The following is a 23,025-nucleotide window of genomic DNA, read 5'->3' on the forward strand; positions in this document are numbered from 1 at the left end:
GTATTATCTATTTCTCTTTCCGATAATTTTCAAGTCCTGTTTGCAGGAAATTGATATACTTGGATATATCCTCATCATAAGCATACGACTTGTTCAGCGGATTACCCTCATTGTCTATCAGAACATAGAAAGGCTGGGCATTGGCACCAAACTTCACACGCTGCAGATAACTCCATTTATCACCTACCGTACGCAAAGTGCGTTCTGTACCATTTTCCATGATCTTCACCGGTTCAGTAAGCGGAGTCTTATTGTCAACGTAAAGAGTAATCAGTACGTAGTCATTATTGATGATGCTGCTAACCTTCGGATCGGTCCACACGGCAAGCTCCATTTTACGACAGTTCACACAACCATATCCTGTAAAATCGAGCATTACCGGCTTGTTATGCTGACGGGCATATTCCATACCTAAATCATAATCATCGAACTTGGCATGTACCTCATTGGTATAAAGATTAAAATCCTGGGTTTTCATAGGCGGTGCAAAAGCACTAACCGCTTTCAAGGGTGCTCCCCATAAGCCCGGAACCATATAAACAGCAAAAGCTAATGAAACCAGTGCCATGAAGAAACGAGATACACTTACTTTCGTATCATCGTCATCATGAGGAAATTTAATCTTACCCAACAGATAGAAACCAAGCAGAGCAAAAATAACAATCCACAAAGCAAGGAAAGTCTCACGATCCAGAATTCTCCATCCATAAGCCAAATCGGCAACAGACAGGAATTTTAAAGCAAAAGCTAATTCCAGGAAACCCAATGTCACTTTAATCACATTCATCCAACCGCCAGACTTAGGCATTGACTTCAGCCAAGACGGAAATAAAGCGAATAAAGTAAATGGCAGAGCCAATGCAATAGCAAAGCCCAACATACCAATCGCGGGAGCGACTACACTACCTGTAGTAGAAACCTGTACCAACAAAAATCCGATAATAGGACCTGTACAAGAAAAAGATACAAGCGATAATGTAAACGCCATCAAAAAAATACTCAGTAATCCGCTTGTAGCTTCCGCCTTGCTATCCACTGCCGTACTCCATTTTGCGGGAAGTGTCAGTTCGAAAGCTCCGAAGAAAGAAGCAGCAAATACGATCAACATCAGACAGAACAAGATATTGAAAACAGCATTAGTGGAAAGGGCATTCAAAGCACTGGCACCAAATATCAAGGTAATGGCAAGGCCAAGCGCTACATAGATTACCACGATGGATGCCCCATAAGTCCATGCATCCCGGATACCTTTCTTTTTGTCCTTGCTTCGCTTCAGGAAGAAACTTACAGTCATCGGAATGATAGGCCATACACAAGGAGTGAACAAGGCCAGCAAACCTCCTAAAAATCCTGTAATAAAAATATAGATCCATGACATATCTTCCTGAGAGTTTGCCTCACCGAATTTCTTCAAATCATTAATTACAGGCTTCCATAAGTCAACACTGCCTATCGCAGTGGTAACAGTTGTAGCTGTCGGTTCTACAATACTGTCTGTAACAGTGGCGACTGGCTCTTTTACCGGAGTTGCAGGGGTTTCTTTTGCCGAGACTTCGGCAGTAGCAGCGGCTTTACCCGAAAATTTAAAGGGAACTTGTGTAGGAGGCAGACAATTTTCATCGTTGCATGCACCATATTCCAGATACCCTTCTATTGAATAGTCACTGCCGGTAAACTTTATCTTCTGTATAAATTGAGCCGTTTTTTCAAAATAGCGTACTTTCATTTCGAACAGTTTGTCAAAGTCCGAAACTTCTTTTCCCCGAGGGGTTAATTTACCAACAACTTCGGCACCTGACATCTTCTCTACATTAAAAGTAGCGGAGATAGGACCACCATCACCTAAATCGGTAGAATATACATGCCAACCGGCATCGATCGTACCTGTAAAAACGATTTCCGCTTCGGCTCCCGACAGGGTTTTCAGCTCCGTTTTAAACTTCACAGGCTCTTGTATCTGTGCCTGCGCCGTAAATACGACCAGCAACAAAAGCAGAAAAAAGGATAATTTCTTCATTCTTTAAAATTGTTTATGATGTTTCTAGAAATATAACAGCTATCGGATTTTCCCGGTTTGAGGTTTTGGCTAATCTTAAAAAGCTATTATTTATTTATAACTAAAATTCATAATCTACACAAGCCCGACTTTCTTTTGTCTCTGCCAAAATCTTACCGGCAGCCACATGCTCGGGATGGGTAGCATAGAACTTCACATCATCCAGATTATCAAATTCACTATACAACGCAATATTCCAGGTTTCTCCCGGATTCATATTCAATCCGACTTCAATTTTGCGGATCACAGAGATTTTAGCAGGTAATGCTTCAATAGCCTCCTTAAAACTATTCATCACAACAAGTTTCTCTTCTACAGGAACGTCGTCTCTTAACTTAAATAATACAATGTGTTTTACCATTACGTTGTTATTTTAATTATTTGTTTTTATATTTGTCAGCCAAAGCTGTTTTTTACAGTTGCAAAATTACTCTATTTGTTTCAAATATACACTATAAAAGGATGTTAATAATAGGAATAGCAGGCGGAACAGGCTCGGGAAAGACCACCGTCGTACGGAAAATCATTGAGAGTCTACCAGCTGGTGAAGTAGTATTGCTACCTCAGGATTCATACTATAAAGACAGTAGCCACGTACCGGTTGAAGAACGCCAGAATATCAATTTTGACCATCCCGATGCTTTTGAATGGAGCCTTTTGTCTAAACATGTTGCCCTCCTTAAAGAAGGCAAGTGTATCGAACAACCCACCTATTCTTATTTGACTTGTACCCGCCAACCCGAAACGATCCATATTGAACCACGTGAAGTGGTCATAATCGAAGGTATCCTGGCTTTATGTGACAAAAAGCTGCGCAATATGATGGATCTGAAAATATTTGTAGATGCCGATCCGGACGAACGGTTGATCCGTGTGATCCAACGTGACGTAGTGGAAAGGGGCCGCACTGCAGAGGCTGTAATGGAGCGATATACGCGCGTGCTGAAACCTATGCATTTACAGTTCATCGAACCATGTAAACGCTACGCAGATTTGATTGTTCCCGAAGGAGGGAGCAATCAAGTAGCCATCGATATATTGACCATGTACATAAAAAAACACATCGGTAGGCCATGAAACGGCATCTGATAATTTACTCCCTGCTTTTTCTTCTTTTCTGTGTATTGTCTTGCCGCAACAAACAAGCAGTAGCTACAGAGGAGTCCTCTGCACACGATCTGGAACAAATCAAAGATAGCGGAGAACTCGTTGTTCTGACTCTTTATAGTTCTACTTCTTATTTCATCTATCGTGGGCAAGACATGGGTTTCCAATACGAACTCAGTGAACAATTTGCCAAAAGTTTAGGAGTGAAATTGCGAATAGAAGTAGCCAAAAACGTACCGGAACTCATCCGAAAGTTACTAAATGGCGAAGGAGATATTATCGCATACAATATTCCGATTACTAAAGAATTAAAAGACAGCCTGATCTATTGTGGCGAAGAAGTAATCACCCACCAGGTAATTGTCCAACGAACCAATGGGAAAACAAAACCGCTAAAAGATGTAACTGAGTTGGTCGGAAAAAATATATATGTGAAACCGGGCAAATATTACGAACGATTGGTTAACTTGAATAAAGAGCTGGGAGGAGGCATTCTGATTCATCAAGTAACCAATGACAGCATTACTGCCGAGGATTTGATAACCCAAGTTGCACAAGGTAAAATTCCTTATACAGTGGCTGATAATGATGTCGCTAAGTTGAATGCAACTTATTATCCTAACCTGAACACTAGTCTGTCTATCAGTTTTGACCAACGCGCTTCCTGGGCCGTACGTAAAGATTGTCCGCAACTGGCAGCAGCAGCAGACGAATGGCATAAACAGAATATGACTTCGCCGGCATATACCGCAAGTATGAAACGATATTTTGAGATCAGTAAAGCAATGCCTCATTCTCCCATTTTATCCTTAAAAGAGGGTAAAATCTCTCATTATGACAACTTATTCAAGAAATATGCGCAAGAGATAGGTTGGGACTGGCGTCTGTTGGCATCCTTGGCCTATACCGAATCGAACTTCGATACAACTGCCGTATCATGGGCCGGAGCAAAGGGACTGATGCAATTAATGCCTGCCACCGCCCGTGCAATGGGGGTTCCACCGGGCAAAGAGCAAAACCCGGAAGAAAGTATCAAAGCTGCGGTGAAATACATTGCAGCGACAGATCGCAGCCTAAGCATGGTGCCGGATAAACAGGAACGGATTAAGTTTATACTCGCTTCATATAATGCCGGGCTGGGACATATTTTTGACGCAATTGCACTGGCAGATAAATACGGTAAGAATAAAACCGTATGGACAGACAATGTGGAAAATTACATCCTACTAAAAAGCAATGAAGAATATTTCACTGATCCGGTATGCAAAAACGGATATTTCCGTGGAATAGAGACCTACAATTTCGTCAGAGACATTAACTCAAGATATGAATCGTATAAGAAGAAAATAAAAAGTTGAAATAGGGCAAAAGCTCGCAATTATAAGAATTGCAAGCCCTTGACAGCATATAGTATATTTTATTTTTTCCCTTTCTCTGTTAATAAACTCACAATAATAACGGCTGCTACCGATAATGGCAATGCAAACAATATCGGATCTATCATCGGAAAAGGATAGGCTTCGATCAACACATCCTTACCGAAAAGCCACCTGCATACCCCCATTGCCGCAGCCTCTTTCTGGTGCAGAAAGGCCAGCGCAAACAAACTACCTATAGTCCCTATCCAAAGGCTTGCCATCACTCCCTGACGGGTAGCACGTCTCCAATATAAAGCACAAAAATAGGCCGGCAGGAAAGCTGCAGCACAAATACCCATAAAAATAGAAGTTCCACGGGCTATAATATCGTTGGGCAACATATAGCAGATAATATAACTCACTAAAATTGAAAATAAAACTCCCAAACGGATCACATTAGTCAATTTACCACGTGAACGAGGCTTGTAAGTACCATAAATATCGGAACCAACCGAAGCTCCCATCGTATGAAACTGTGAACTCAGTGTAGACATGCTGGCAGAAAGGATACAGAGCATAAAAAGAGCGGCAAACCAATCCGGCATTGCCTTATTTATAAAGTATGGGATGATTTTATCCATATCTTTGACTGCTTCCGTAGCTACAACACCTTCGGTCTTAAGAAAGAAAAGATTGCTCAATGCACCTGCATGATAAATAGCACCTACGGTAATAATCAGAAAAAAACACCCGATAAAAACCCCACGGTTTAGTTGTTTGCTACTTTCAACCGTCATAAAACGCACAACCAACTGAGGCTGCGCAAGACAACCGATTCCAACTCCCAAGATAAGAGAAGTGACTAATGTATACCATTGAGGTGAACCGGTAACAGGCATAGCCGTCCACCCTTGATGTCCCAACGCCTTAAATTTTTCAGGAACTAAGGGAGCTATGTCCGTCAGAGCCTGATTGGCTTCAGTAAAGCCCATATCCAGTACCCGATACAACGAAAAAAGCAGAAACAGCATACAGCCAAACATAATAACTGCCTGTAAAGCATCTGTATACATTACTCCTTTCATACCTCCTGCGATCACATAGGCAGCTATTACCAACGTAAATATTAAAAGTGAAATATTAAAATCAATCTGGAAAATCTGTTCGATAAAGACAGCACCACCTTTCATAACCACTGCGGCATACAAAGGCATTCCGAGGAAAATCACTGCGGCAACAAAGACTTGTATTCCCCGTGAACGATAATGCCTGCCTAACAATTGAGGAAATGTACTTACATTCAATTTAGCACCCATTCGCCGCGTCCGGAGTCCGAAAAAAATAAAGGCAATCACTACACCTATAAACATATTCAAAAAGCAAAGCCACTGAATACCCATACCAAAAGCTGCTGCTACCCCACCAAAGCCGACAATAGCAGAAGCTGATATAAAAGTGGCACCGTAAGAGAGTGCCATGACAAACGGATTCATCTGTCGACCTCCTACCAGGTAATCACTGGCGGAGGATGTTTTCTTATAACCTAAAAAACCAAGATAGGCCAGTGACAGCAGATAGGCTATCACAATCAGTCCAAGTGTAAATGTATTCATCGTGTTTTATCTTTTTCGTCGTCTTTATTCCAGTATTTGAAGCCAAACCAAGCAGCAAAGAGCACACATACTACCGAAAGCAAGTATGGCAAAATGATAAGTGAGTCGCTAATTCCAAACATTCGTGTATCAGATTTCGATTAATATTGGTGCAAATGTAAGGAATTTATTGAAATAGAGAAACAAAATGCAGAAATTATCAGAAGGAAAGGAATAAAAATAAAAAAGCTGCCTCGTTTTATCAGAAGCAGCTTTCAGAAAAGCCAATAAACGGTTTAAAACTTATCGTAATGAATTTTTTTCTCATCAAATTTCTGTTTAGGCTCTTGGGTAGTTGCCGGATAACCAAACGGAATCACACACAGGGGCACTATATTCCCCGGAAGCTCCGTATATTTACGAACAACCCTGATACGGTCTTCATAAGGATAAGCAGCTGTCCATACCGCACCCAGCCCCTGTGCTTCGGCAGCCAATAATATATTCTGTGCAGCAGCCGAACAATCCAGATACCAATAGGAAGATTGAGCTACATCTCCACATACAACAATGGCATAGCGAGCTTGAGTCAGCATCTTTGCATAAGGTAAAGCAGCGGCCATCGAATCAAGAGCAACCCGGTCGGTGACCAATACAAACTCCCACGGACGAATATCTTTTCCGGACGGTGCAGCCATTCCGGCACGTAGCATCCAATCTATTTTTTCTTTTTCTACTTCCTTGTCTAAATAAGCCCGCACACTTTTACGTGCAAAAATATTATCCAACGCAGCATTGGATGTCGAAGGGACTTCTCCTTGAGAAGCAGATGAACAAGCTGCGAATGAAATCATTCCCAGTATCCCGATCACCCATACATAAACTGCTTTCTTTATTACCATAATTTCTTTTTATATCAAAAAAGTTTCAATCTGTTTTCCTGAGCTTCTTTCAATGAAACGGTTTCACGCTTCATCATGCCACTCTTATCACGAAGGGCTTCATATTCACCGGATAATTCTTTTGCCAACTCTTCTTTCGATTTCGGACTCATCAGCCGAGCAGCAACGCCCGCATTCTGCGAAGCATCCTTCAAGTGAACAACCGGAGCGTGATAAACCGGAGCAATCTTCAATGCTGTATGTAGTTTAGAGGTAGTCGCTCCTCCTATCAACAATGGAATATCCAATCCGGCTTTTTCTAATTCCATAGCCACATGTACCATCTCTTCCAGTGAAGGAGTAATCAACCCACTAAGTCCGATCATATCCACTTTCTCCTCAATGGCTTTTTGGACAATCGATTCAGCCGGTACCATCACTCCCAAATCAATAATATCGTAACCATTACATGCCATCACAACCGAGACTATATTTTTGCCAATGTCATGCACATCCCCTTTCACAGTGGCCAGCAAAACTTTTCCTGCCGAAGCAGTACCTTCCACCTTTTCCGATTCTATAATAGGTTGTAAGATTGCAACGGCTTTCTTCATCGTACGGGCTGTTTTCACCACTTGTGGAAGAAACATCTTACCTGCGCCAAACAATTCGCCCACATGATTCATTCCATTCATCAACGGTCCTTCAATCACATCCACCGCTTTATCATATTTAGGCAAAGCCTCAGCAAGATCTTCTTCCAGAAAATCCCCGATTCCTTTTACCAAAGCATATTGCAAGCGTTCTTCTACCGTACCGTCCCTCCAGGCATCATGTTTTACCGGTTGCCCGGCCGAAGTATTACCCGCAGAAGCCTCCTTTAACCGGTCAGCCAATTCTATCAATCGTTCTGCGGCATCACTTCTCCGGTTTAATACTACATCTTCAATCCTCTCGAGTACATCCGCCGGAATATCTGTATACAATACAGAAGTACCCGGATTCACAATCCCCATATCCATCCCTTTCTGAATGGCATGGTAAAGAAATACGGCATGCATCGCTTCACGAATATAGTTGTTTCCACGGAATGAGAACGAAAGATTACTTACTCCCCCACTGATATGGGCGCCCGGAAGATTCTTTTTAATCCAAGCCGTCGCCTCTATAAAATCTACCGCATAGTTATTATGTTCCTCGATCCCTGTTGCCACAGCCAATACATTCGGGTCGAAAATGATATCATGCGGATTGAATCCTATCTTATCTACAAGCAAATGATAGGCCCGTTCGCAAACTTCTATTTTACGGGTGGCTGTATCAGCTTGCCCTTTCTCATCAAAAGCCATCACTACCACAGCCGCACCATATTGGCGAACCGTACGAGCATGTTCAAGGAATTTCTCCTCTCCCTCTTTCAACGAGATGGAATTCACAATTGATTTTCCTTGAAGACATTTCAATCCGGCTTCGATAACTTCCCATTTCGAAGAATCAATCATTACAGGAACACGAGCAATTTCCGGTTCCGAAGCCACCAGATTGAGGAAAGTTGTCATCTCCTCCTTTGCATCCAGAAGACCATCGTCCATATTTACATCGATAATCAGTGCTCCGTCTTCTACCTGTTTACGGGCAATGGATAATGCCTCGTCATATTTCTTTTCATTAATCAAACGAAGAAATTTGCGCGAACCGGCTACATTGCAACGTTCCCCCACGTTAACGAAATTTATTTCAGGTTTCACTTCCAACAGTTCTAATCCCGAAAGCCACATACAATCCGGTTTACAAACCGGAATATGCGGTTTTGCTCCGGCAATCAATGCAGGATATTCTGCAATATAGGCATCGGTAGTACCACAGCACCCGCCTATGATATTGATCAATCCTTCATGAACATACTCTTTTACTTCATGGGCCATATCTGCCGGAGTCTGGTCATATTTTCCCAAACTATTAGGTAGACCAGCATTCGGATAAGCACTAATATAATAAGGAGCCCGAGCGGCCAATTGCTCTAAGAAAGGTTTCAGTTGCCTGGCACCAAACGAACAGTTTAACCCGACAGAGAAGATATCAGCGTGTTGCACTGAAGCCAGGAAAGCTTCCAACGTCTGTCCGGAAAGAGTACGTCCTCCGGTGTCGGAAACCGTCACAGATAACATAACAGGCACTTTTACTCCTGTAGCCTTCATGGCACGTTCTGCCGCCAAAATAGCAGCTTTGGCATTCAGCGTATCAAAGATAGTTTCTATCAATAAAGCATCTACCCCACTTTCAAGCATAGCTTCCATCTGTTGCTGATAAGCATCAGCCATTTCATCATAAGTCACAGCACGATAAGCCGGATTATTCACATCCGGCGACATAGAACATGTTTTATTGGTAGGACCTACCGAACCGGCTACGAAACGGGGTTTATCGGGATTTAGTGCCGTATATTCATCGGCCACTTCACGTGCCAGCTTTACAGCCGCTTGATTCATTTCACGCACATACTCTTGTACATGATAATCGGCCATAGAAATAGTAGTAGAACTAAAAGTATTCGTCTCAATGATATCTGCACCGGCTTCTAGATACTTACGGTGTATATCCCGAATCACATCAGGGCGTGTGAGACAAAGTAAATCATTATTCCCCTTCAGTTGACCGGGAATATGCGCAAAGCGCTCATTACGAAAATCTTCTTCTCTAAGATTATATTGCTGAATCATTGTACCCATAGCGCCATCCAATATAAGGATACGTTCGAGTACCAGCTGTTGAATAGTTTTTTTCATTGCTAAAGGTACAAACCTATCATCGTTTAAACATCCTGTCCATATCACGACGGTCGTCTTTTTCTTTCAAAGCCTCCCGTTTATCATATTGCTTTTTACCTTTAGCCAAAGCTACAACCACTTTGGCCAAACCTCTTTCATTAATAAACAAACGCACAGGGACAATGGTGAATCCGGCGTCTTTCGTCCCTCTTTCCAATTTATTCAGCTCCTTTTTGCTCAATAGCAACTTACGGTCACGTCGGGCCGCATGATTATTATACGAGCCATAAAAATATTCGGCAATGTGCATATTCTTCACCCACAACTCGCCTTTCGCAAAATAGCAAAACGTATCTACCAAGCTTGCCTTACCCAGACGGATGGACTTAATCTCCGTCCCGGTCAACACAATACCTGCTGTATAAGTATCGATCAACTCATAGTCGAAAGTAGCACGTTTATTCTTTATATTTATAGGAGCCAGTTTCATTTTATTTTCTTAATTTAATATAGCTGTTAGCTTGTTGAACACAACTTGTATTACCGCCGGACATAGTATTAACAAAATCGACGAGAAAATGGTGTAACGCAACCGATTCTTTTCTTCTACCAGCATCACAACCCTTGCTCCTTCCCATACCACATAAACGATATAAAATTGGAGCAGCCAACCGATAATACTGAAATCAGGAAGCAATCCGGTTACTATATGTAACAAAAAAGTGACAACTAACGCATAACCTGCAAACTGCTGTGCCAAAGGGATATCATTGGTCATACCAAACATTTTTATCCCCATCTGATTGATAGCATAAGCCGCCAGAAAATAACCTCCGAACAAAGCTACCGCCACCGCACAACACTGCGTCATGGCCAACTGGAAACTTTGTGGTCCTCCCCAACCATTAGTCCACAAAGCACCAATGAATACGGATAAACCACATAAACCAATCATAGGATAGACAAAAACAGTAAGAACTGCCCGTCTATCCTCTAAACGAATTTCCTCCCAGGCCTTGGCCGGAGAGGAAATCAATGACATTGCTATTTGAAATAATGCTTTGTAATTCAAATTATTCCGCAGTTTTATATTCTATTTCATATACCTTCTCTATAGTAGAAGTATCTTCCAACTTATTGTTGTACTCATTTTGCTGTGCTACTATAGTTATTTTAGCAGGTTTAGTTTGTCCACTCTTCAGAGTATATTCTCTTAAGATTTGGCTGATTTCATAAGCCTTAAAGCTGGAAGTACGTGTTGCACGCTCAGCAATAGCAGCAGGTTCATCCTCAACTTTATAGCGTAAATAAAGTTTCAAAATGGTATCACCAGATTTAATATCATCTGTATAGCAGACAAGAGTAAAAGTATGTTTAGCGAGCTCATTTTTAATATCTTCTGTAGTAGTCACATTTTTCACACGATAAAGTACCGGTAATACAATCGTATTTTCACTAAACTGAAATGGGGCCACAGTTGAATATCCTGATACAAAACTCAACGAACCAACAGGTGCATTAGTAGTCACATCACCTGATTCACCTACTTTCGGAGTGGTTATTGCTGTAGCATCAATTCCTGTAGGATCTGCTAAAAGTGTAATTTTAATTGACTTAGGATTTGTTGAGAGGTCCTGACCTTCATCAACCTGGCAATAAATGTAAGCCATTCTTGCATTCAAAGTTACAGGAATCGTGTTAGTAGGGATCAGTTCCGTACCGGCAGCATCTGTGAATGTAACATAACCCATTCTATCATTCACTTTCACCACACCGGCCCACTGCTGAGGACCGCTTTCTCCAGAATCCATACATGAAGTAAACATAGTACCCATCAACAGGGTTAAGGTCAACACCATTAATTTCAATTGTTTCATAAATCTATTTTTTAGAGTTTGCAAAGATATAAATTCTAATTCACAATAAGTAAATGCAGAGACTTAAAAAATACTGCATCTATTACTTAACTATTTTTGCAAACAACTCTAAATGATCGTCTACATAGCTTGCTACCAGTGCTGTAACCTCCTCCTCAATATCCAGATATTCTTCTTCAAGATCATCAAAGGCCTCGTATTGCTCGTACATAGCCATAAATTCATCCTCTGTACGCTCTTTCTCCAGATCGTGGCGATGAGCATCGTATATCTTCTTAGCTTTATAAACCAACTTCGAGAAATCCTCGGCTCCCCACAGGCGCATTACCTTTGCAAAAGGATTATCAAAGATATAACCTCCATACCCATTCTGAATCAATTGACAAAAGCCACCGAACATGACTTCATCCCGAAAAATCTGATAGGCCAGCAAAGAGTGCTGCTCCCCTGTCAACAGTGGCATTGTTTCGGCAGTAAGTTCCCCGCCAATCACTTCTTTATACTTGTCTGTAAACACCTGGATAAATTCATCCATTCCCTCACCCGCAGCTTTTTGCAAAGAGGCATCCGTAACTTCTATCATTTCCACTATATATAATAAGGTGAATTCTATATTTATAAATATCAGGAAACAAAAATACGGAAATATATGGTTCAGAAAGGCTTTTTGATAAGTTTTTTAGAAACCCGTTTAATTTTCTTCAATAATAATCCTATAACGAATAATTTGATCACCTTCTCTGCCGGATCGCATGTCAGTTCATTGTAGTTCGGTATTGCAACAAGCGTTATCAATTAACGTTGTTAATGCCATCTTCTATGCATTCTGTGCTTGAATACAAAGAACAAGTGTTTTACATTTAAAAGCCTTCTTCTCTATCATCAAAACATTTGTTTTAACAGTGTGTTAAAACAAGCCTTTTACCGACAAACAGCAAGTCATAGTAACCTTCTAATTTACAAAAGAATAACAGGTTCATCAATTTGTTCTCCGAGAATTTCACTAATACCTTCTAAAGGTAGATAATTAAAGATTTGACAAGTATAGCATCTTATTCAAAGCAATCTACACAATACAAAGAAACAGATGGGATTCAATTCTCAATCCTTATAATTGATAATCAATGATGCAATGACATACCAAGATATACGCCTATGCAGTAAGGTATCAACCAAATGCACCACACCACAATACTGAAACGGTTGAAATGTTCCTTGGCTCTTTCACTCCCTTTCACATACGTCCAGATAGCCCACATAGCGTGAATAAACATCAACAGGATAGCGATAATGCCGGTCACAGTATGTATTTCATCATGCAAGTGTGTGAGTCGCGCAATATTCTCCATTAAAGCCGTTCCCACAGAATCAGCCAGCAGTCCCAACAAAAAAAATACCAGATGCCAAAATTTCAACCTCTTCTGCAATCGCTCTCCCCACACTCCTATTGTGTAAAACACCAATGCCGAAGTTATCACACTAATGGCTGCAATTAAATAATGTATATCTACCTCATTCAAATTCATAACCGATCAATTTTTCTCAGAAGAAACAAAGAATCAGAGTAATAGTTCAACAAAACAAAGATTATCTAAAATGTCATCTCCACATTACAATCTAACAAAACCACAAATTCTATTTTTCTCTTTTCATAAAAAAGTAATAAAACCCGATTTGCAAAAACAAATAAAACGACTACCTTTGTGAGCGATTTGAGAATCGTGACTACGTATTTTTAATTATATCACTTAAAAAAGAGCTAATTATGACTTATTCACACGAAGTGGAACACATGTGTGTTGTAAAGAAGGGTCCTAACCACGGACCGGCTCCCATACCCGAAGAAGGAAAATGGGTAAAATCAAAAGAAATTGTTGATATTTCAGGTCTGACACACGGTGTGGGTTGGTGTGCTCCTCAGCAGGGTGCATGTAAGCTGACTCTGAACGTAAAAGAAGGTATCATCCAGGAAGCTCTGGTTGAAACTATCGGCTGTTCAGGTATGACTCACTCAGCTGCTATGGCTGCTGAAATCCTCCCGGGAAAAACTATCCTCGAAGCATTGAACACAGACTTAGTTTGTGACGCCATCAACACTGCTATGCGCGAACTCTTCTTACAGATCGTTTACGGACGTACTCAGTCAGCTTTCTCAGAAGGTGGTCTGATCATCGGTGCAGGTCTTGAAGACTTAGGTAAAGGTCTGCGTAGCCAGGTAGGTACATTGTACGGTACTTTGGCTAAAGGTCCTCGTTACCTTGAAATGGCAGAAGGTTACATCAAGACAATTGCTCTTGACAAAAACGATGAAATCTGCGGATACGAATTCGTTCACATGGGCAAATTCATGGATGAAATCAAGAAGGGTACTGATGCGAATGAAGCATTGAAGAAAGTTACCGGTACTTACGGACGCTTCACTGCAGAACAGGGAGCTGTTAAACACATTGATCCACGTCACGAATAATATAAGGAGGAAAAGAAATTATGATTAGAGAAGTAAAATTTGAAAGTCAGGACCGCCGTATCAAAGGTATCATCGAAGCCTTGAACGCTAACGGTATCAAAGACATCGAAGAAGCTAACGCTATCTGCGAAGCTGCTGGAGTTGATCCTTATAAAACGTGTGAAGAAACTCAACCGATCTGTTTTGAAAATGCTAAGTGGGCTTACGTAGTAGGTGCTGCTATCGCTATCAAGAAAGGTTGCAAAAACGCTGCTGATGCTGCCGAAGCTATCGGTATAGGTCTGCAGGCATTCTGTATCCCGGGTTCTGTAGCTGACGACCGTAAGGTTGGTATCGGTCATGGAAATCTGGCTGCTATGTTGTTACGTGAAGAAACCAAATGTTTCGCTTTCTTGGCAGGTCACGAATCTTTCGCTGCTGCCGAAGGTGCTATCAAAATCGCTGCAAAAGCAGACAAAGTACGTAAAGAACCTCTGCGTTGTATCTTGAACGGTCTTGGAAAAGATGCTGCTCAGATCATCTCTCGTATCAACGGCTTTACTTATGTTCAAACACAGTTTGACTATTTCACAGGTGAACTGAAAGTAGTACGTGAAATTGCTTACTCTGACGGTCCTCGTGCAAAAGTAAAATGCTATGGTGCAGATGATGTACGTGAAGGCGTAGCTATCATGTGGAAAGAAGGTGTAGATGTATCTATCACAGGTAACTCTACTAACCCGACGCGTTTCCAACACCCGGTTGCAGGTACTTACAAGAAAGAACGTGTACTGGCAGGTAAGCCATACTTCTCAGTAGCTTCAGGTGGTGGTACAGGTCGTACTCTTCACCCGGATAACATGGCTGCCGGTCCTGCTTCATACGGTATGACTGATACAATGGGTCGTATGCACTCAGACGCTCAGTTCGCCGGTTCTTCATCCGTTCCTGCTCACGTAGAAATGATGGGATTCCTGGGAATTGGTAACAACCCGATGGTAGGCTGTACTGTGGCTTGTGCGGTAGATGTAGCTCAGGCATTGGCAAAGTAACCACCGTTTCTTGATCAAATGATATAAACTCCTGTAATTTTGACAATTACAGGAGTTTCTTTTTATAAACAAAAACGTAAAAATTAAATACTTTCGGAATAACATAGGCCATTTACTAAGCATTAACGAGAAATACAGAAACAGACTAAAGTATGGTTACCCAAAGAAGTAAAGAAGTAGCAAAAACGCTTGAACCAACAGATACACAAATCAGATTAAGACCTCACTCTTACTAAGAAAATCAGACCTGATTATTTCTTTCTTTTCTTGCAAAGCAACCTATCTTCCTTCATTTAATCATTTCCCTAATTCTATTTCTGTATTATAACTTATCCTAATCTCACTAAGAAATTCAACGCATTTAGATTACAAGATATTGAATAAATCTTTCTTTTCTGTATATTTGCGCCCGGTATTTTAGATGCAATCCGAGAAGTTGTAAGTTTTCGGAGTCATTTTATACTTCCCCCGCTTAAGAACTTACTTATTTAGACAAAGTTAATGAAACAAATCAATGCAGTAATTACAGGAGTTGGAGGATATGTGCCCGATTATATCCTGACTAATGATGAGATATCCAGAATTGTAGATACCACCGATGAATGGATCATGGGACGTATCGGAATCAAAGAAAGACGCATCCTGAATGAAGAAGGACTCGGCACCTCATACATGGCACGAAAAGCTGTCAAACAACTGATGCAACGTACTCAAAGTAATCCGGATGATATTGACCTGGTAATTGTAGCTACCACCACTCCCGATTATCGGCTTCCTTCAACGGCTTCCATTTTATGCGAAAGAGTGGGGTTGAAAAATGCATTTGCCTTCGACATGCAAGCGGTCTGCAGCGGTTTCTTATATGCATTAGAAACCGGGGCTAACTTTATCCGTTCGGGAAAATACAAAAAAGTCATTATTGTTGGTGCCGATAAAATGTCGTCTGTGATAGACTACACCGATCGTGCCACCTGTCCTATTTTCGCTGATGGTGCAGCAGCTTTCTTGTTGGAACCCACAACAGATCATTTAGGAGTTATCGATTCCGTTTTAAGAACAGACGGCAAAGGACTTCCTTTTTTACACATGAAAGCCGGTGGTTCAGTTTGTTCACCTTCTTATTTTACAGTTGACAACCACATGCATTACCTTCACCAAGAAGGACGTACAGTATTTAAATATGCTGTAGCCAATATGTCAGATGCATGTGAGTCGATCATCGAAAGAAACCAACTGACAAAAGATGAAATAGACTGGGTCGTTCCCCACCAGGCCAATCAACGTATCATCAGTGCTGTTGCCCAACGTCTGGATGTACCATTAGAAAAGGTTATGATCAATATTGAACACTACGGCAATACCAGTGCAGGTACGCTTCCATTATGCATTTGGGATTTCGAAAATAAACTCAAAAAAGGTGATAATTTGATTTTCACCGCTTTCGGAGCCGGATTTGCCTGGGGAGCTGTTTACGTTAAATGGGGATATGATGGCAAGACAAATAACGCATGTTAGTCTAATCACAAACGCCGATATCCTTTCTTTCAGTGCTTTTGGGTAAACACAAGAAACCTTATCATACACTTCTTTGTTATTTTCCGATAACTAAATGCATTGGATAATGGAAAATGGTGTAATGATGCAGTATTTTGAATGGAATCTGCCAAATGACGGAAATTTATGGAAACAATTAAAAGAAGATGCGTCACATTTACATGAGATTGGTGTGACAGCAGTATGGATTCCCCCCGCTTACAAAGCCGACGAACAACAAGACGAAGGTTATGCAACCTACGATTTGTATGATCTCGGCGAGTTCGATCAAAAAGAAACCGTAAGAACGAAATATGGTACGAAAGAAGAACTGAAAGAAATGATCGATGAATTACATAAAAATCATATTTCCGTTTATCTGGATGTAGTACTGAATCATAAGGCAGGAGGTGATTTCACTGAAAAGTTCATAGTTGTAGAAGTCGATCCCAATGATAGAACCCAAGCATTAGGAAAACCGTTCGAAATACAGGGCTGGACCGGATACAGCTTCCATGGACGTAAGGATAAATATTCAGACTTCAAATGGCATTGGTATCATTTTTCAGGAACCGGTTTTGACGATGCCAAAAAGCGGAGTGGCATCTTCCAGATACAGGGTGAAGGCAAAGCGTGGAGCGAAGGGGTTGACAATGAAAATGGCAACTACGATTTCTTATTATGCAATGATATAGACCTGGATCATCCTGAAGTAGTCACCGAATTGAATCGTTGGGGAAAATGGGTTTCCAAAGAGCTGAACCTCGACGGAATGCGTCTGGATGCCATCAAACACATGAAAGACAAGTTCATTGCACAATTCCTGGATGCGGTAAGAAGCGAAAGAGGAGACAAATTCTACGCTGTTGGCGAATATTGGAATGGTGATTTGAACACACTCGATGCATACATAAAATCCGTGGGTCACAAAGTCAACCTATTTGATGTTCCATTACATTATAATTTATTCCAAGCATCACAAGAAGGCAAGAATTATGATCTGCAGAATATCCTAAAAAACACATTAGTCGGGCACCACTGTGATCTGGCAGTCACTTTTGTCGACAATCACGATTCGCAATCGGGCAGTTCCTTGGAATCACAAATAGAAGACTGGTTCAAACCATTGGCCTATGGTCTGATATTATTAATAAAAGACGGTTATCCTTGTTTGTTCTACGGAGATTATTATGGTGTCAAAGGAGAAAACTCACCTCATACCCAAATCATTAATATTCTTCTGGATGCCAGAAGAAAATATGCTTATGGCGATCAGATTGAGTATTTCGATCATCCTTCCGCCATTGGCTTTATTCGTACGGGAGATGAAGAACATGTCGGTTCCGGTTTAGTCTTTTTAATGTCTAATGATGAAGCCGGCAGTAAAAAGATGGATTTGGGCGAAGAACATAAAGGTGAAATATGGCATGAAATAACCGGAAATATTCAGCAAGAAATCACATTAGACGAAAAAGGAAGTGGAGAATTTTCTGTTAATACCCGTAATATTGCTGTTTGGATAAAAAAGAATTAAAATGGAAATCCATTCCGAAAGAAAGAAAAGACTTAGTTTATCCCTGCTTTTCAAAATAATAAAAGATACAGTTTGGGGATTCATAGACGACAGCGTTATGAGGTTGAGCGCTTCATTAGCCTATGCGACTTTGTTTTCAATTATTCCTTTTCTTTCCCTTCTAGTCACTGTCGGTGTCTTTTTCCATATGGATTTGGCCAATCAACTTTATGTCCAACTACAACCGATTGTGGGCCCTGAAGTTACCGAGGCCCTTCGTTCTATTATAGAAAATGCAGAAAATACAGACTCCTCCAGGTCGGCCGCCTTTGTCAGCTTAGGTATCTCTATTTTGGGTGCCACCACTATTTTTGCAGAAATACAAAGTTCATTAAATTCAATTTGGGGAATAAAAGCCGTCCCTAAAAAGAGCTGGCTTAAATTTATTAAAAACCGGATACTTTCTTTCTCAATAATACTTGTATTTGCCTTCATTCTCCTGATTACATTCACCATTACCAATATAATCGGAGAACTCAGTCAAAAATTCATCTTTAAGTATCCGGAAGTAGCCGATTCGTTGGTAAAAGTGGTAGGAATCATCATAAATATGAGTGTCACTACCATCATCTTTACACTCATATTTAAAATATTACCCGATGCCAAAATCAAAAGCAAAGACGTTTGCATCGGAGCTGTTGTAACCACCATACTGCTACTGATAGGTCAATGGGGAATTTCCTTTTATATAGGAATAGCCAATGTGGGAACCGTCTATGGGGCTGCTGCGTTCATGGTGGTTTTCGTCACTTGGATTTATTATTCTTCCATCATCATATATACCGGTGCAGAGTTTACCAAAGCATGGGCAAACGAAATGGGAGGTAAAATTTTCCCCGACGAATATGCAGTAGCCACCAAAACCATTGAAATACACGAAGACAAGCCTATCGAATAATCTAGAATAAAAAATCACTTCTTCCGTGACGATTCATTCTCAGTATCACGACATGTTTTCGTATACTGTTTCAGATGCTTTCTCATTTGTTCGAAACGGACAAAGCCCAAGAAAAACAAGAAGATTCCGGCTATAATACATCCCCACGCCAGCCCATCCAAACGTGAAATGCTTTCAATTTGAAATATCCCTATCCCCACAGTCAAAAGGTAAAGTGCCATACGGATATATGCAAACAAAGTTCTTTCATTAGCCAGCTTGGTTCTTTCAAGTGCCAGATGATCACGAAGTATCAACTCTTTATCATTCTCAAAGTTATCGGTAAATGTCAGCATAATTATATTAAGGTAACTGTATCTTAAACGTTTATTTAAAACAATAATTGAGTACAATAGTTCAGGAAACAGAATCTCCATTTATCAAATGACACTGACAGATCCCCCAATCCTGACCAATTTACCGTACACTAAAATCATTTTTAGTTATACTTTTCACAACTGGCTAATTAAATTTATGTAAGTAGAAAAATCTCTTCATAAAAAATAATTCTTGGGATACAAATAACAAGTTATTAAAATACAAAAGACTTGTTATTTGCACACAAGAATCAAATTATAAGGAAATGACGTTAACAATGTTAATTGAAACAAACTCCAATAACAAGTAAAATCTTGCACAATGCTATGCCACTAACCTTTTTTCATTAAACCAACGTACAGGGATCTTTCTGCTTAACAAAACATTGCGACAGTAGTACGGCAAACGGGGTATCATATACTCTGGCTTTCTGTGGGCATCCCTTTACACAGGCACAACATTTAATGCAGCGTTCGGCATCCGTATTCAACTCGTCACCTTTGGCTATGGCGCTTACAGGACACATTTTCGCACACGCACCGCAGTGAGTACACAAAGATTCATCTTCCACCCAAGGAGTACGGGGAAGGGGAACTCCACTTTTACGCAAGGCAATCACTTTCCGCAAAAAGCGAAACAATGGAAAAAAAGGCTGACGCGGACGCCGGATTTTACGGACATCGACCGCATATAATTTTTCCGGTTCGGTAGCAGATGCTATTTTATCTGAAATCTGCTTTCCAAAATCGGCTGCCACAGCAAGGTCACGTTCGTCAGGACGTCCGGCAGCTACGGGATATTTTTCTGTACTATAAGAGTGTTCTCCTATGAAAGTAGCACCGGCAATCACTTTAAACCCCTGTTGAATAGCCCAATAATCAAGTTCCATCAACGATTTTTCGTAAGCACGGTTACCGTATACCACCACGATAACCGCCGGAGTATTACTTCCGCGCACACTTGCCAGACGATCCATGGCCAAAGGGGCTACACGACCTCCATATACCGGCACGACAATAATAGCTAATGCAGATTCGGCAATCACTAAATCCTGAGTTGCCTGTTGTGTTAAATTCGTGTTTATCACATTTGTTATTCCGGTTCCACGAACAATTGCCTCTCCAACTTGTTTAGAGGTGTGGGTAGGCGAGAAATAAATCAAATGGACTTCGTTTGCTGTCATAATAGTTACTTTTTATGCAACAAAGGTACACTTTTATGAAGAAAAAAAGAGTAAACGAAGACAAAAACCAAAATTATTTATTATCTTTGCGGCGTTGAAACATTCCGAACCCCTCCAACGGGAGACAAATTCGGATTTCCGATTCAGCCAAACATCCCTAATTCATCATTTAAAGATTATTGCGTTTGTTAAGTTTCCGACCTCTGCGTCGCAGCTTCAGCCGTACGTATTTCAACGAATAAAATTAAAATATTTAAATAACTCACTATACTGTATGTATAACATCATTCAATTGAACGACAAGAATTTGTCGGAACTACAAGCTATTGCCCAGGAATTGGGTATCAAAAAAACAGACTCACTTAAGAAAGAAGAACTTGTCTACAAAATCCTCGACGAACAAGCCATAGCCGGAGCTACTAAAAAGGTAGCTGCCGACAAACTGAAAGAGGAACGCAAAGAAGATAAGAAAAAACGCTCTCGGGTGACAGTAAAGAAGGAAAACGCCGACAAGGTTTTCTCTTCTACCAAGAATGGAGAAGTAACCAAAACAGATGCCAAAACACCTGCAGCCAAAACACAGCCACAACCTAAAACAACAGAACCGACCCCAGAAACAGCTAAAGAGGCAAATGCCGAAACAAACGCCACTCCGGCCGAATCTGTCAAAGTGACACCTTATGCCACTCCGAAAAAGAAACCGGGACGTCCCCGTAAAAATCAGGTAGAAACAGAAGCTAAACCCGCAGAAGAAACTACCGAAAAACCGGAAACAGTACCATCGGCACAAGAAGAAAAGCCCGCTGCCCAACCGGAAACAGAAAAACGTCCCATCAGCAAACCGATTCTCAAACCCAAACCGGCCGTTGTAGACGAAGAAAGCTCGATCCTCTCGGATATAGATGCAGACGATGATTTTATCCCCATCGAAGACCTGCCTTCGGAAAAAGTAGAATTGCCAACCGAACTGTTCGGCAAATTTGAATCGACCAAAGCCGAAGCAGCAACAGCCCCCGAACCTGTGGCACAACCCCAACGCCCGCGTGTGATTCGCCCACGAGACAACAATAACAACAACAATTACAACAACAATAATAATAACCAACGCAACAATAACCAGCGTCAGCCTGTACAACAGCGTCCCATGCCGCAACAAAATGCCGCCGAAGCCGCACCCGTTCAGGAACGCCGCGTGATTGAACGTGAGAAACCTTATGAATTTGATGATATCCTCACCGGAACCGGTGTATTGGAAATCATGCAGGATGGTTACGGATTCCTCCGTTCGTCAGATTATAACTACCTCTCTTCACCGGACGATATCTACGTTTCGCAATCCCAGATCAAACTATTCGGTCTGAAGACCGGTGACGTAGTAGAAGGTGTAATCCGTCCGCCCAAAGAAGGCGAAAAATACTTCCCGCTGGTAAAGGTTTCTAAAATCAACGGACGTGATGCCGCTTTCGTACGTGACCGTGTACCGTTCGACCATCTCACTCCGCTGTTCCCGGACGAAAAGTTCAAGCTTTGCAAGGGAGGCTACTCCGACTCGATGTCGGCACGTGTAGTCGACCTCTTTTCACCAATCGGTAAAGGACAGCGTGCCTTGATCGTGGCTCAGCCCAAGACCGGTAAAACCATCCTGATGAAAGAAATCGCCAATGCCATCGCTGCCAACCATCCGGAAGTATATATGATCATGTTGTTGATTGACGAACGTCCGGAAGAAGTAACCGACATGGCCCGCAGTGTCAATGCGGAAGTGATTGCTTCTACATTCGACGAACCTGCCGAACGCCATGTGAAAATTGCCGGCATCGTACTCGAAAAAGCTAAAAGATTGGTAGAGTGCGGACACGATGTAGTGATCTTCCTCGACTCTATCACCCGTCTGGCGCGCGCATACAATACTGTATCTCCGGCATCAGGAAAGGTACTCTCGGGTGGTGTGGATGCCAATGCACTACACAAACCGAAACGTTTCTTCGGAGCAGCCCGTAACATAGAGAACGGAGGTTCGCTCACCATTATCGCTACTGCCCTGATCGACACCGGTTCGAAGATGGACGAAGTAATCTTTGAAGAGTTCAAGGGTACAGGTAACATGGAGTTGCAGCTCGACCGCAACCTAAGTAACAAACGTATCTTCCCTGCTGTCAACATTGTGGCATCGAGCACCCGCCGCGACGACTTGCTGCTCGACAAACAGACACTGGACCGCATGTGGATTCTACGCAAGTATCTGTCGGATATGAATCCTATCGAAGCAATGGATTTCGTAAAAGACAGATTGGAAAAAACCAAAGACAACGACGAGTTCCTGATGAGCATGAACAGCTAAAGA

21 protein-coding genes are annotated in these 23,025 nt (G+C 41.5%); 8 read left to right on the forward strand and 13 right to left on the reverse strand.

The genetic code is table 11. From position 1 onward, the window contains the following. Nucleotides 1-7: 7 nt before the first annotated feature. Both BF9343_RS14525 and BF9343_RS14530 read right to left on the reverse strand, forming a co-directional pair. A complete protein-coding gene (locus BF9343_RS14525) occupies nucleotides 8-2,017 on the reverse strand; it encodes a protein-disulfide reductase DsbD family protein (RefSeq protein WP_009292806.1) in 2,010 nt (669 codons plus the stop codon). A 100-nt stretch (nucleotides 2,018-2,117) separates the two neighbouring features. Further along, nucleotides 2,118-2,417: a Dabb family protein gene (locus tag BF9343_RS14530; protein WP_005789142.1), complete on the reverse strand. Its 300-nt coding sequence runs from the start codon at nucleotides 2,415-2,417 to the stop codon at nucleotides 2,118-2,120. Between the two features lie 101 nt (nucleotides 2,418-2,518). Here BF9343_RS14530 and udk point away from each other — a divergent pair, with 101 nt between their 5' ends. Together udk and BF9343_RS14540 are read left to right on the forward strand one after the other, a co-directional pair. Then, on the forward strand, nucleotides 2,519-3,133 hold the full coding sequence (gene udk / locus BF9343_RS14535) for a uridine kinase (protein WP_005789145.1): 615 nt from the start codon (nucleotides 2,519-2,521) through the stop codon (nucleotides 3,131-3,133). Next, the gene (locus tag BF9343_RS14540) at nucleotides 3,130-4,521 is read left to right on the forward strand and encodes an MltF family protein (protein WP_005802904.1); all 1,392 of its coding nucleotides are present in this window, start codon (nucleotides 3,130-3,132) and stop codon (nucleotides 4,519-4,521) included. Before udk ends, BF9343_RS14540 begins: the two co-directional genes overlap by 4 nt. A gap of 59 nt (nucleotides 4,522-4,580) precedes the next feature. Here the strand turns inward: BF9343_RS14540 and BF9343_RS14545 are convergent, their stop codons facing one another. The 9 genes from BF9343_RS14545 to BF9343_RS14580 form a co-directional block, all read right to left on the reverse strand. Continuing rightward, on the reverse strand, nucleotides 4,581-6,134 hold the full coding sequence (locus tag BF9343_RS14545; protein WP_005789151.1) for a sodium:solute symporter family protein: 1,554 nt from the start codon (nucleotides 6,132-6,134) through the stop codon (nucleotides 4,581-4,583). Beyond that, complete coding sequence (locus BF9343_RS24270; protein WP_005789154.1) at nucleotides 6,131-6,256, reverse strand: symporter small accessory protein; 126 nt, start codon at nucleotides 6,254-6,256, stop codon at nucleotides 6,131-6,133. Before BF9343_RS24270 ends, BF9343_RS14545 begins: the two co-directional genes overlap by 4 nt. 153 nt (nucleotides 6,257-6,409) lie before the next feature. Next, a complete protein-coding gene (locus tag BF9343_RS14550) occupies nucleotides 6,410-7,015 on the reverse strand; it encodes a nitroreductase family protein (RefSeq protein ID WP_010993238.1) in 606 nt (201 codons plus the stop codon). 14 nt (nucleotides 7,016-7,029) lie between these two features. Next, nucleotides 7,030-9,780, reverse strand: coding sequence for a methionine synthase (gene metH, locus BF9343_RS14555; RefSeq protein WP_010993239.1), 2,751 nt, complete (start codon nucleotides 9,778-9,780; stop codon nucleotides 7,030-7,032). A 19-nt stretch (nucleotides 9,781-9,799) separates the two neighbouring features. Next, the gene (smpB, locus tag BF9343_RS14560; protein WP_005780358.1) at nucleotides 9,800-10,252 is read right to left on the reverse strand and encodes an SsrA-binding protein; all 453 of its coding nucleotides are present in this window, start codon (nucleotides 10,250-10,252) and stop codon (nucleotides 9,800-9,802) included. A gap of 9 nt (nucleotides 10,253-10,261) precedes the next feature. Then, nucleotides 10,262-10,804 carry a Yip1 family protein gene (locus BF9343_RS14565; RefSeq protein ID WP_008769654.1) on the reverse strand — a complete coding sequence of 181 codons (543 nt, stop codon included), beginning with the start codon at nucleotides 10,802-10,804 and terminating at the stop codon, nucleotides 10,262-10,264. 31 nt (nucleotides 10,805-10,835) lie between these two features. Beyond that, a complete protein-coding gene (locus BF9343_RS14570) occupies nucleotides 10,836-11,639 on the reverse strand; it encodes a hypothetical protein (protein ID WP_010993240.1) in 804 nt (267 codons plus the stop codon). 82 nt (nucleotides 11,640-11,721) lie between these two features. Continuing rightward, on the reverse strand, nucleotides 11,722-12,222 hold the full coding sequence (locus tag BF9343_RS14575; protein WP_005789167.1) for a DMP19 family protein: 501 nt from the start codon (nucleotides 12,220-12,222) through the stop codon (nucleotides 11,722-11,724). Between the two features lie 538 nt (nucleotides 12,223-12,760). Continuing rightward, on the reverse strand, nucleotides 12,761-13,165 hold the full coding sequence (locus BF9343_RS14580; RefSeq protein ID WP_005789172.1) for an HsmA family protein: 405 nt from the start codon (nucleotides 13,163-13,165) through the stop codon (nucleotides 12,761-12,763). 239 nt (nucleotides 13,166-13,404) lie between these two features. Between BF9343_RS14580 and BF9343_RS14585 the strand changes: the two genes are divergently transcribed. The 5 genes from BF9343_RS14585 to BF9343_RS14605 all read left to right on the forward strand — a co-directional run bounded on the left by BF9343_RS14585 (nucleotide 13,405) and on the right by BF9343_RS14605 (nucleotide 19,141). After that, nucleotides 13,405-14,106, forward strand: coding sequence for an iron-sulfur cluster assembly scaffold protein (locus BF9343_RS14585; protein WP_005780363.1), 702 nt, complete (start codon nucleotides 13,405-13,407; stop codon nucleotides 14,104-14,106). A gap of 20 nt (nucleotides 14,107-14,126) precedes the next feature. Continuing rightward, on the forward strand, nucleotides 14,127-15,137 hold the full coding sequence (locus tag BF9343_RS14590; RefSeq protein ID WP_005780364.1) for a GGGtGRT protein: 1,011 nt from the start codon (nucleotides 14,127-14,129) through the stop codon (nucleotides 15,135-15,137). Between the two features lie 501 nt (nucleotides 15,138-15,638). After that, on the forward strand, nucleotides 15,639-16,652 hold the full coding sequence (locus BF9343_RS14595; RefSeq protein ID WP_005789175.1) for a ketoacyl-ACP synthase III: 1,014 nt from the start codon (nucleotides 15,639-15,641) through the stop codon (nucleotides 16,650-16,652). A gap of 106 nt (nucleotides 16,653-16,758) precedes the next feature. Beyond that, on the forward strand, nucleotides 16,759-18,204 hold the full coding sequence (locus BF9343_RS14600) for an alpha-amylase (protein WP_010993241.1): 1,446 nt from the start codon (nucleotides 16,759-16,761) through the stop codon (nucleotides 18,202-18,204). Nucleotide 18,205: 1 nt separating this feature from the next. Then, on the forward strand, nucleotides 18,206-19,141 hold the full coding sequence (locus BF9343_RS14605) for a YihY/virulence factor BrkB family protein (protein WP_010993242.1): 936 nt from the start codon (nucleotides 18,206-18,208) through the stop codon (nucleotides 19,139-19,141). Between the two features lie 14 nt (nucleotides 19,142-19,155). On the opposite strand, the gene BF9343_RS14610 is transcribed toward BF9343_RS14605, so the two are convergent. Both BF9343_RS14610 and BF9343_RS14615 read right to left on the reverse strand, forming a co-directional pair. Next, nucleotides 19,156-19,476: a DUF202 domain-containing protein gene (locus BF9343_RS14610; RefSeq protein ID WP_005789182.1), complete on the reverse strand. Its 321-nt coding sequence runs from the start codon at nucleotides 19,474-19,476 to the stop codon at nucleotides 19,156-19,158. Nucleotides 19,477-19,844: 368 nt separating this feature from the next. Further along, the gene (locus BF9343_RS14615) at nucleotides 19,845-20,681 is read right to left on the reverse strand and encodes a 4Fe-4S binding protein (RefSeq protein ID WP_005789184.1); all 837 of its coding nucleotides are present in this window, start codon (nucleotides 20,679-20,681) and stop codon (nucleotides 19,845-19,847) included. 274 nt (nucleotides 20,682-20,955) lie between these two features. On the opposite strand from BF9343_RS14615, the gene rho reads away from it, so the two are divergent. Further along, entirely contained in the window at nucleotides 20,956-23,022 is a 2,067-nt protein-coding gene (gene rho / locus BF9343_RS14620; RefSeq protein ID WP_010993243.1) for a transcription termination factor Rho, read from the forward strand. The last annotated feature ends 3 nt before the right edge of the window (nucleotides 23,023-23,025 follow it).

Origin of the sequence: Bacteroides fragilis NCTC 9343, from assembly GCF_000025985.1 — a bacterium.
Taxonomy (GTDB): domain Bacteria; phylum Bacteroidota; class Bacteroidia; order Bacteroidales; family Bacteroidaceae; genus Bacteroides; species Bacteroides fragilis.

Coding starts and splice junctions, on each gene's coding strand:
- BF9343_RS14595 (WP_005789175.1), top strand. CDS start 15,639: ATGAAACAAATCAATGCAGTAATTACAGGAGTTGGAGGATATGTGCCC.
- BF9343_RS14600 (WP_010993241.1), top strand. CDS start 16,759: ATGGAAAATGGTGTAATGATGCAGTATTTTGAATGGAATCTGCCAAAT.
- BF9343_RS14540 (WP_005802904.1), top strand. CDS start 3,130: ATGAAACGGCATCTGATAATTTACTCCCTGCTTTTTCTTCTTTTCTGT.
- BF9343_RS14580 (WP_005789172.1), bottom strand. CDS start 13,165: ATGAATTTGAATGAGGTAGATATACATTATTTAATTGCAGCCATTAGT.
- BF9343_RS14570 (WP_010993240.1), bottom strand. CDS start 11,639: ATGAAACAATTGAAATTAATGGTGTTGACCTTAACCCTGTTGATGGGT.
- BF9343_RS14565 (WP_008769654.1), bottom strand. CDS start 10,804: ATGTCATTGATTTCCTCTCCGGCCAAGGCCTGGGAGGAAATTCGTTTA.
- BF9343_RS14590 (WP_005780364.1), top strand. CDS start 14,127: ATGATTAGAGAAGTAAAATTTGAAAGTCAGGACCGCCGTATCAAAGGT.
- udk (WP_005789145.1), top strand. CDS start 2,519: ATGTTAATAATAGGAATAGCAGGCGGAACAGGCTCGGGAAAGACCACC.
- BF9343_RS14585 (WP_005780363.1), top strand. CDS start 13,405: ATGACTTATTCACACGAAGTGGAACACATGTGTGTTGTAAAGAAGGGT.
- BF9343_RS14605 (WP_010993242.1), top strand. CDS start 18,206: ATGGAAATCCATTCCGAAAGAAAGAAAAGACTTAGTTTATCCCTGCTT.
- BF9343_RS14575 (WP_005789167.1), bottom strand. CDS start 12,222: ATGATAGAAGTTACGGATGCCTCTTTGCAAAAAGCTGCGGGTGAGGGA.
- BF9343_RS24270 (WP_005789154.1), bottom strand. CDS start 6,256: ATGTTTGGAATTAGCGACTCACTTATCATTTTGCCATACTTGCTTTCG.
- BF9343_RS14530 (WP_005789142.1), bottom strand. CDS start 2,417: ATGGTAAAACACATTGTATTATTTAAGTTAAGAGACGACGTTCCTGTA.
- BF9343_RS14610 (WP_005789182.1), bottom strand. CDS start 19,476: ATGCTGACATTTACCGATAACTTTGAGAATGATAAAGAGTTGATACTT.
- BF9343_RS14545 (WP_005789151.1), bottom strand. CDS start 6,134: ATGAATACATTTACACTTGGACTGATTGTGATAGCCTATCTGCTGTCA.
- BF9343_RS14615 (WP_005789184.1), bottom strand. CDS start 20,681: ATGACAGCAAACGAAGTCCATTTGATTTATTTCTCGCCTACCCACACC.
- smpB (WP_005780358.1), bottom strand. CDS start 10,252: ATGAAACTGGCTCCTATAAATATAAAGAATAAACGTGCTACTTTCGAC.
- BF9343_RS14550 (WP_010993238.1), bottom strand. CDS start 7,015: ATGGTAATAAAGAAAGCAGTTTATGTATGGGTGATCGGGATACTGGGA.
- BF9343_RS14525 (WP_009292806.1), bottom strand. CDS start 2,017: ATGAAGAAATTATCCTTTTTTCTGCTTTTGTTGCTGGTCGTATTTACG.
- metH (WP_010993239.1), bottom strand. CDS start 9,780: ATGAAAAAAACTATTCAACAGCTGGTACTCGAACGTATCCTTATATTG.
- rho (WP_010993243.1), top strand. CDS start 20,956: ATGTATAACATCATTCAATTGAACGACAAGAATTTGTCGGAACTACAA.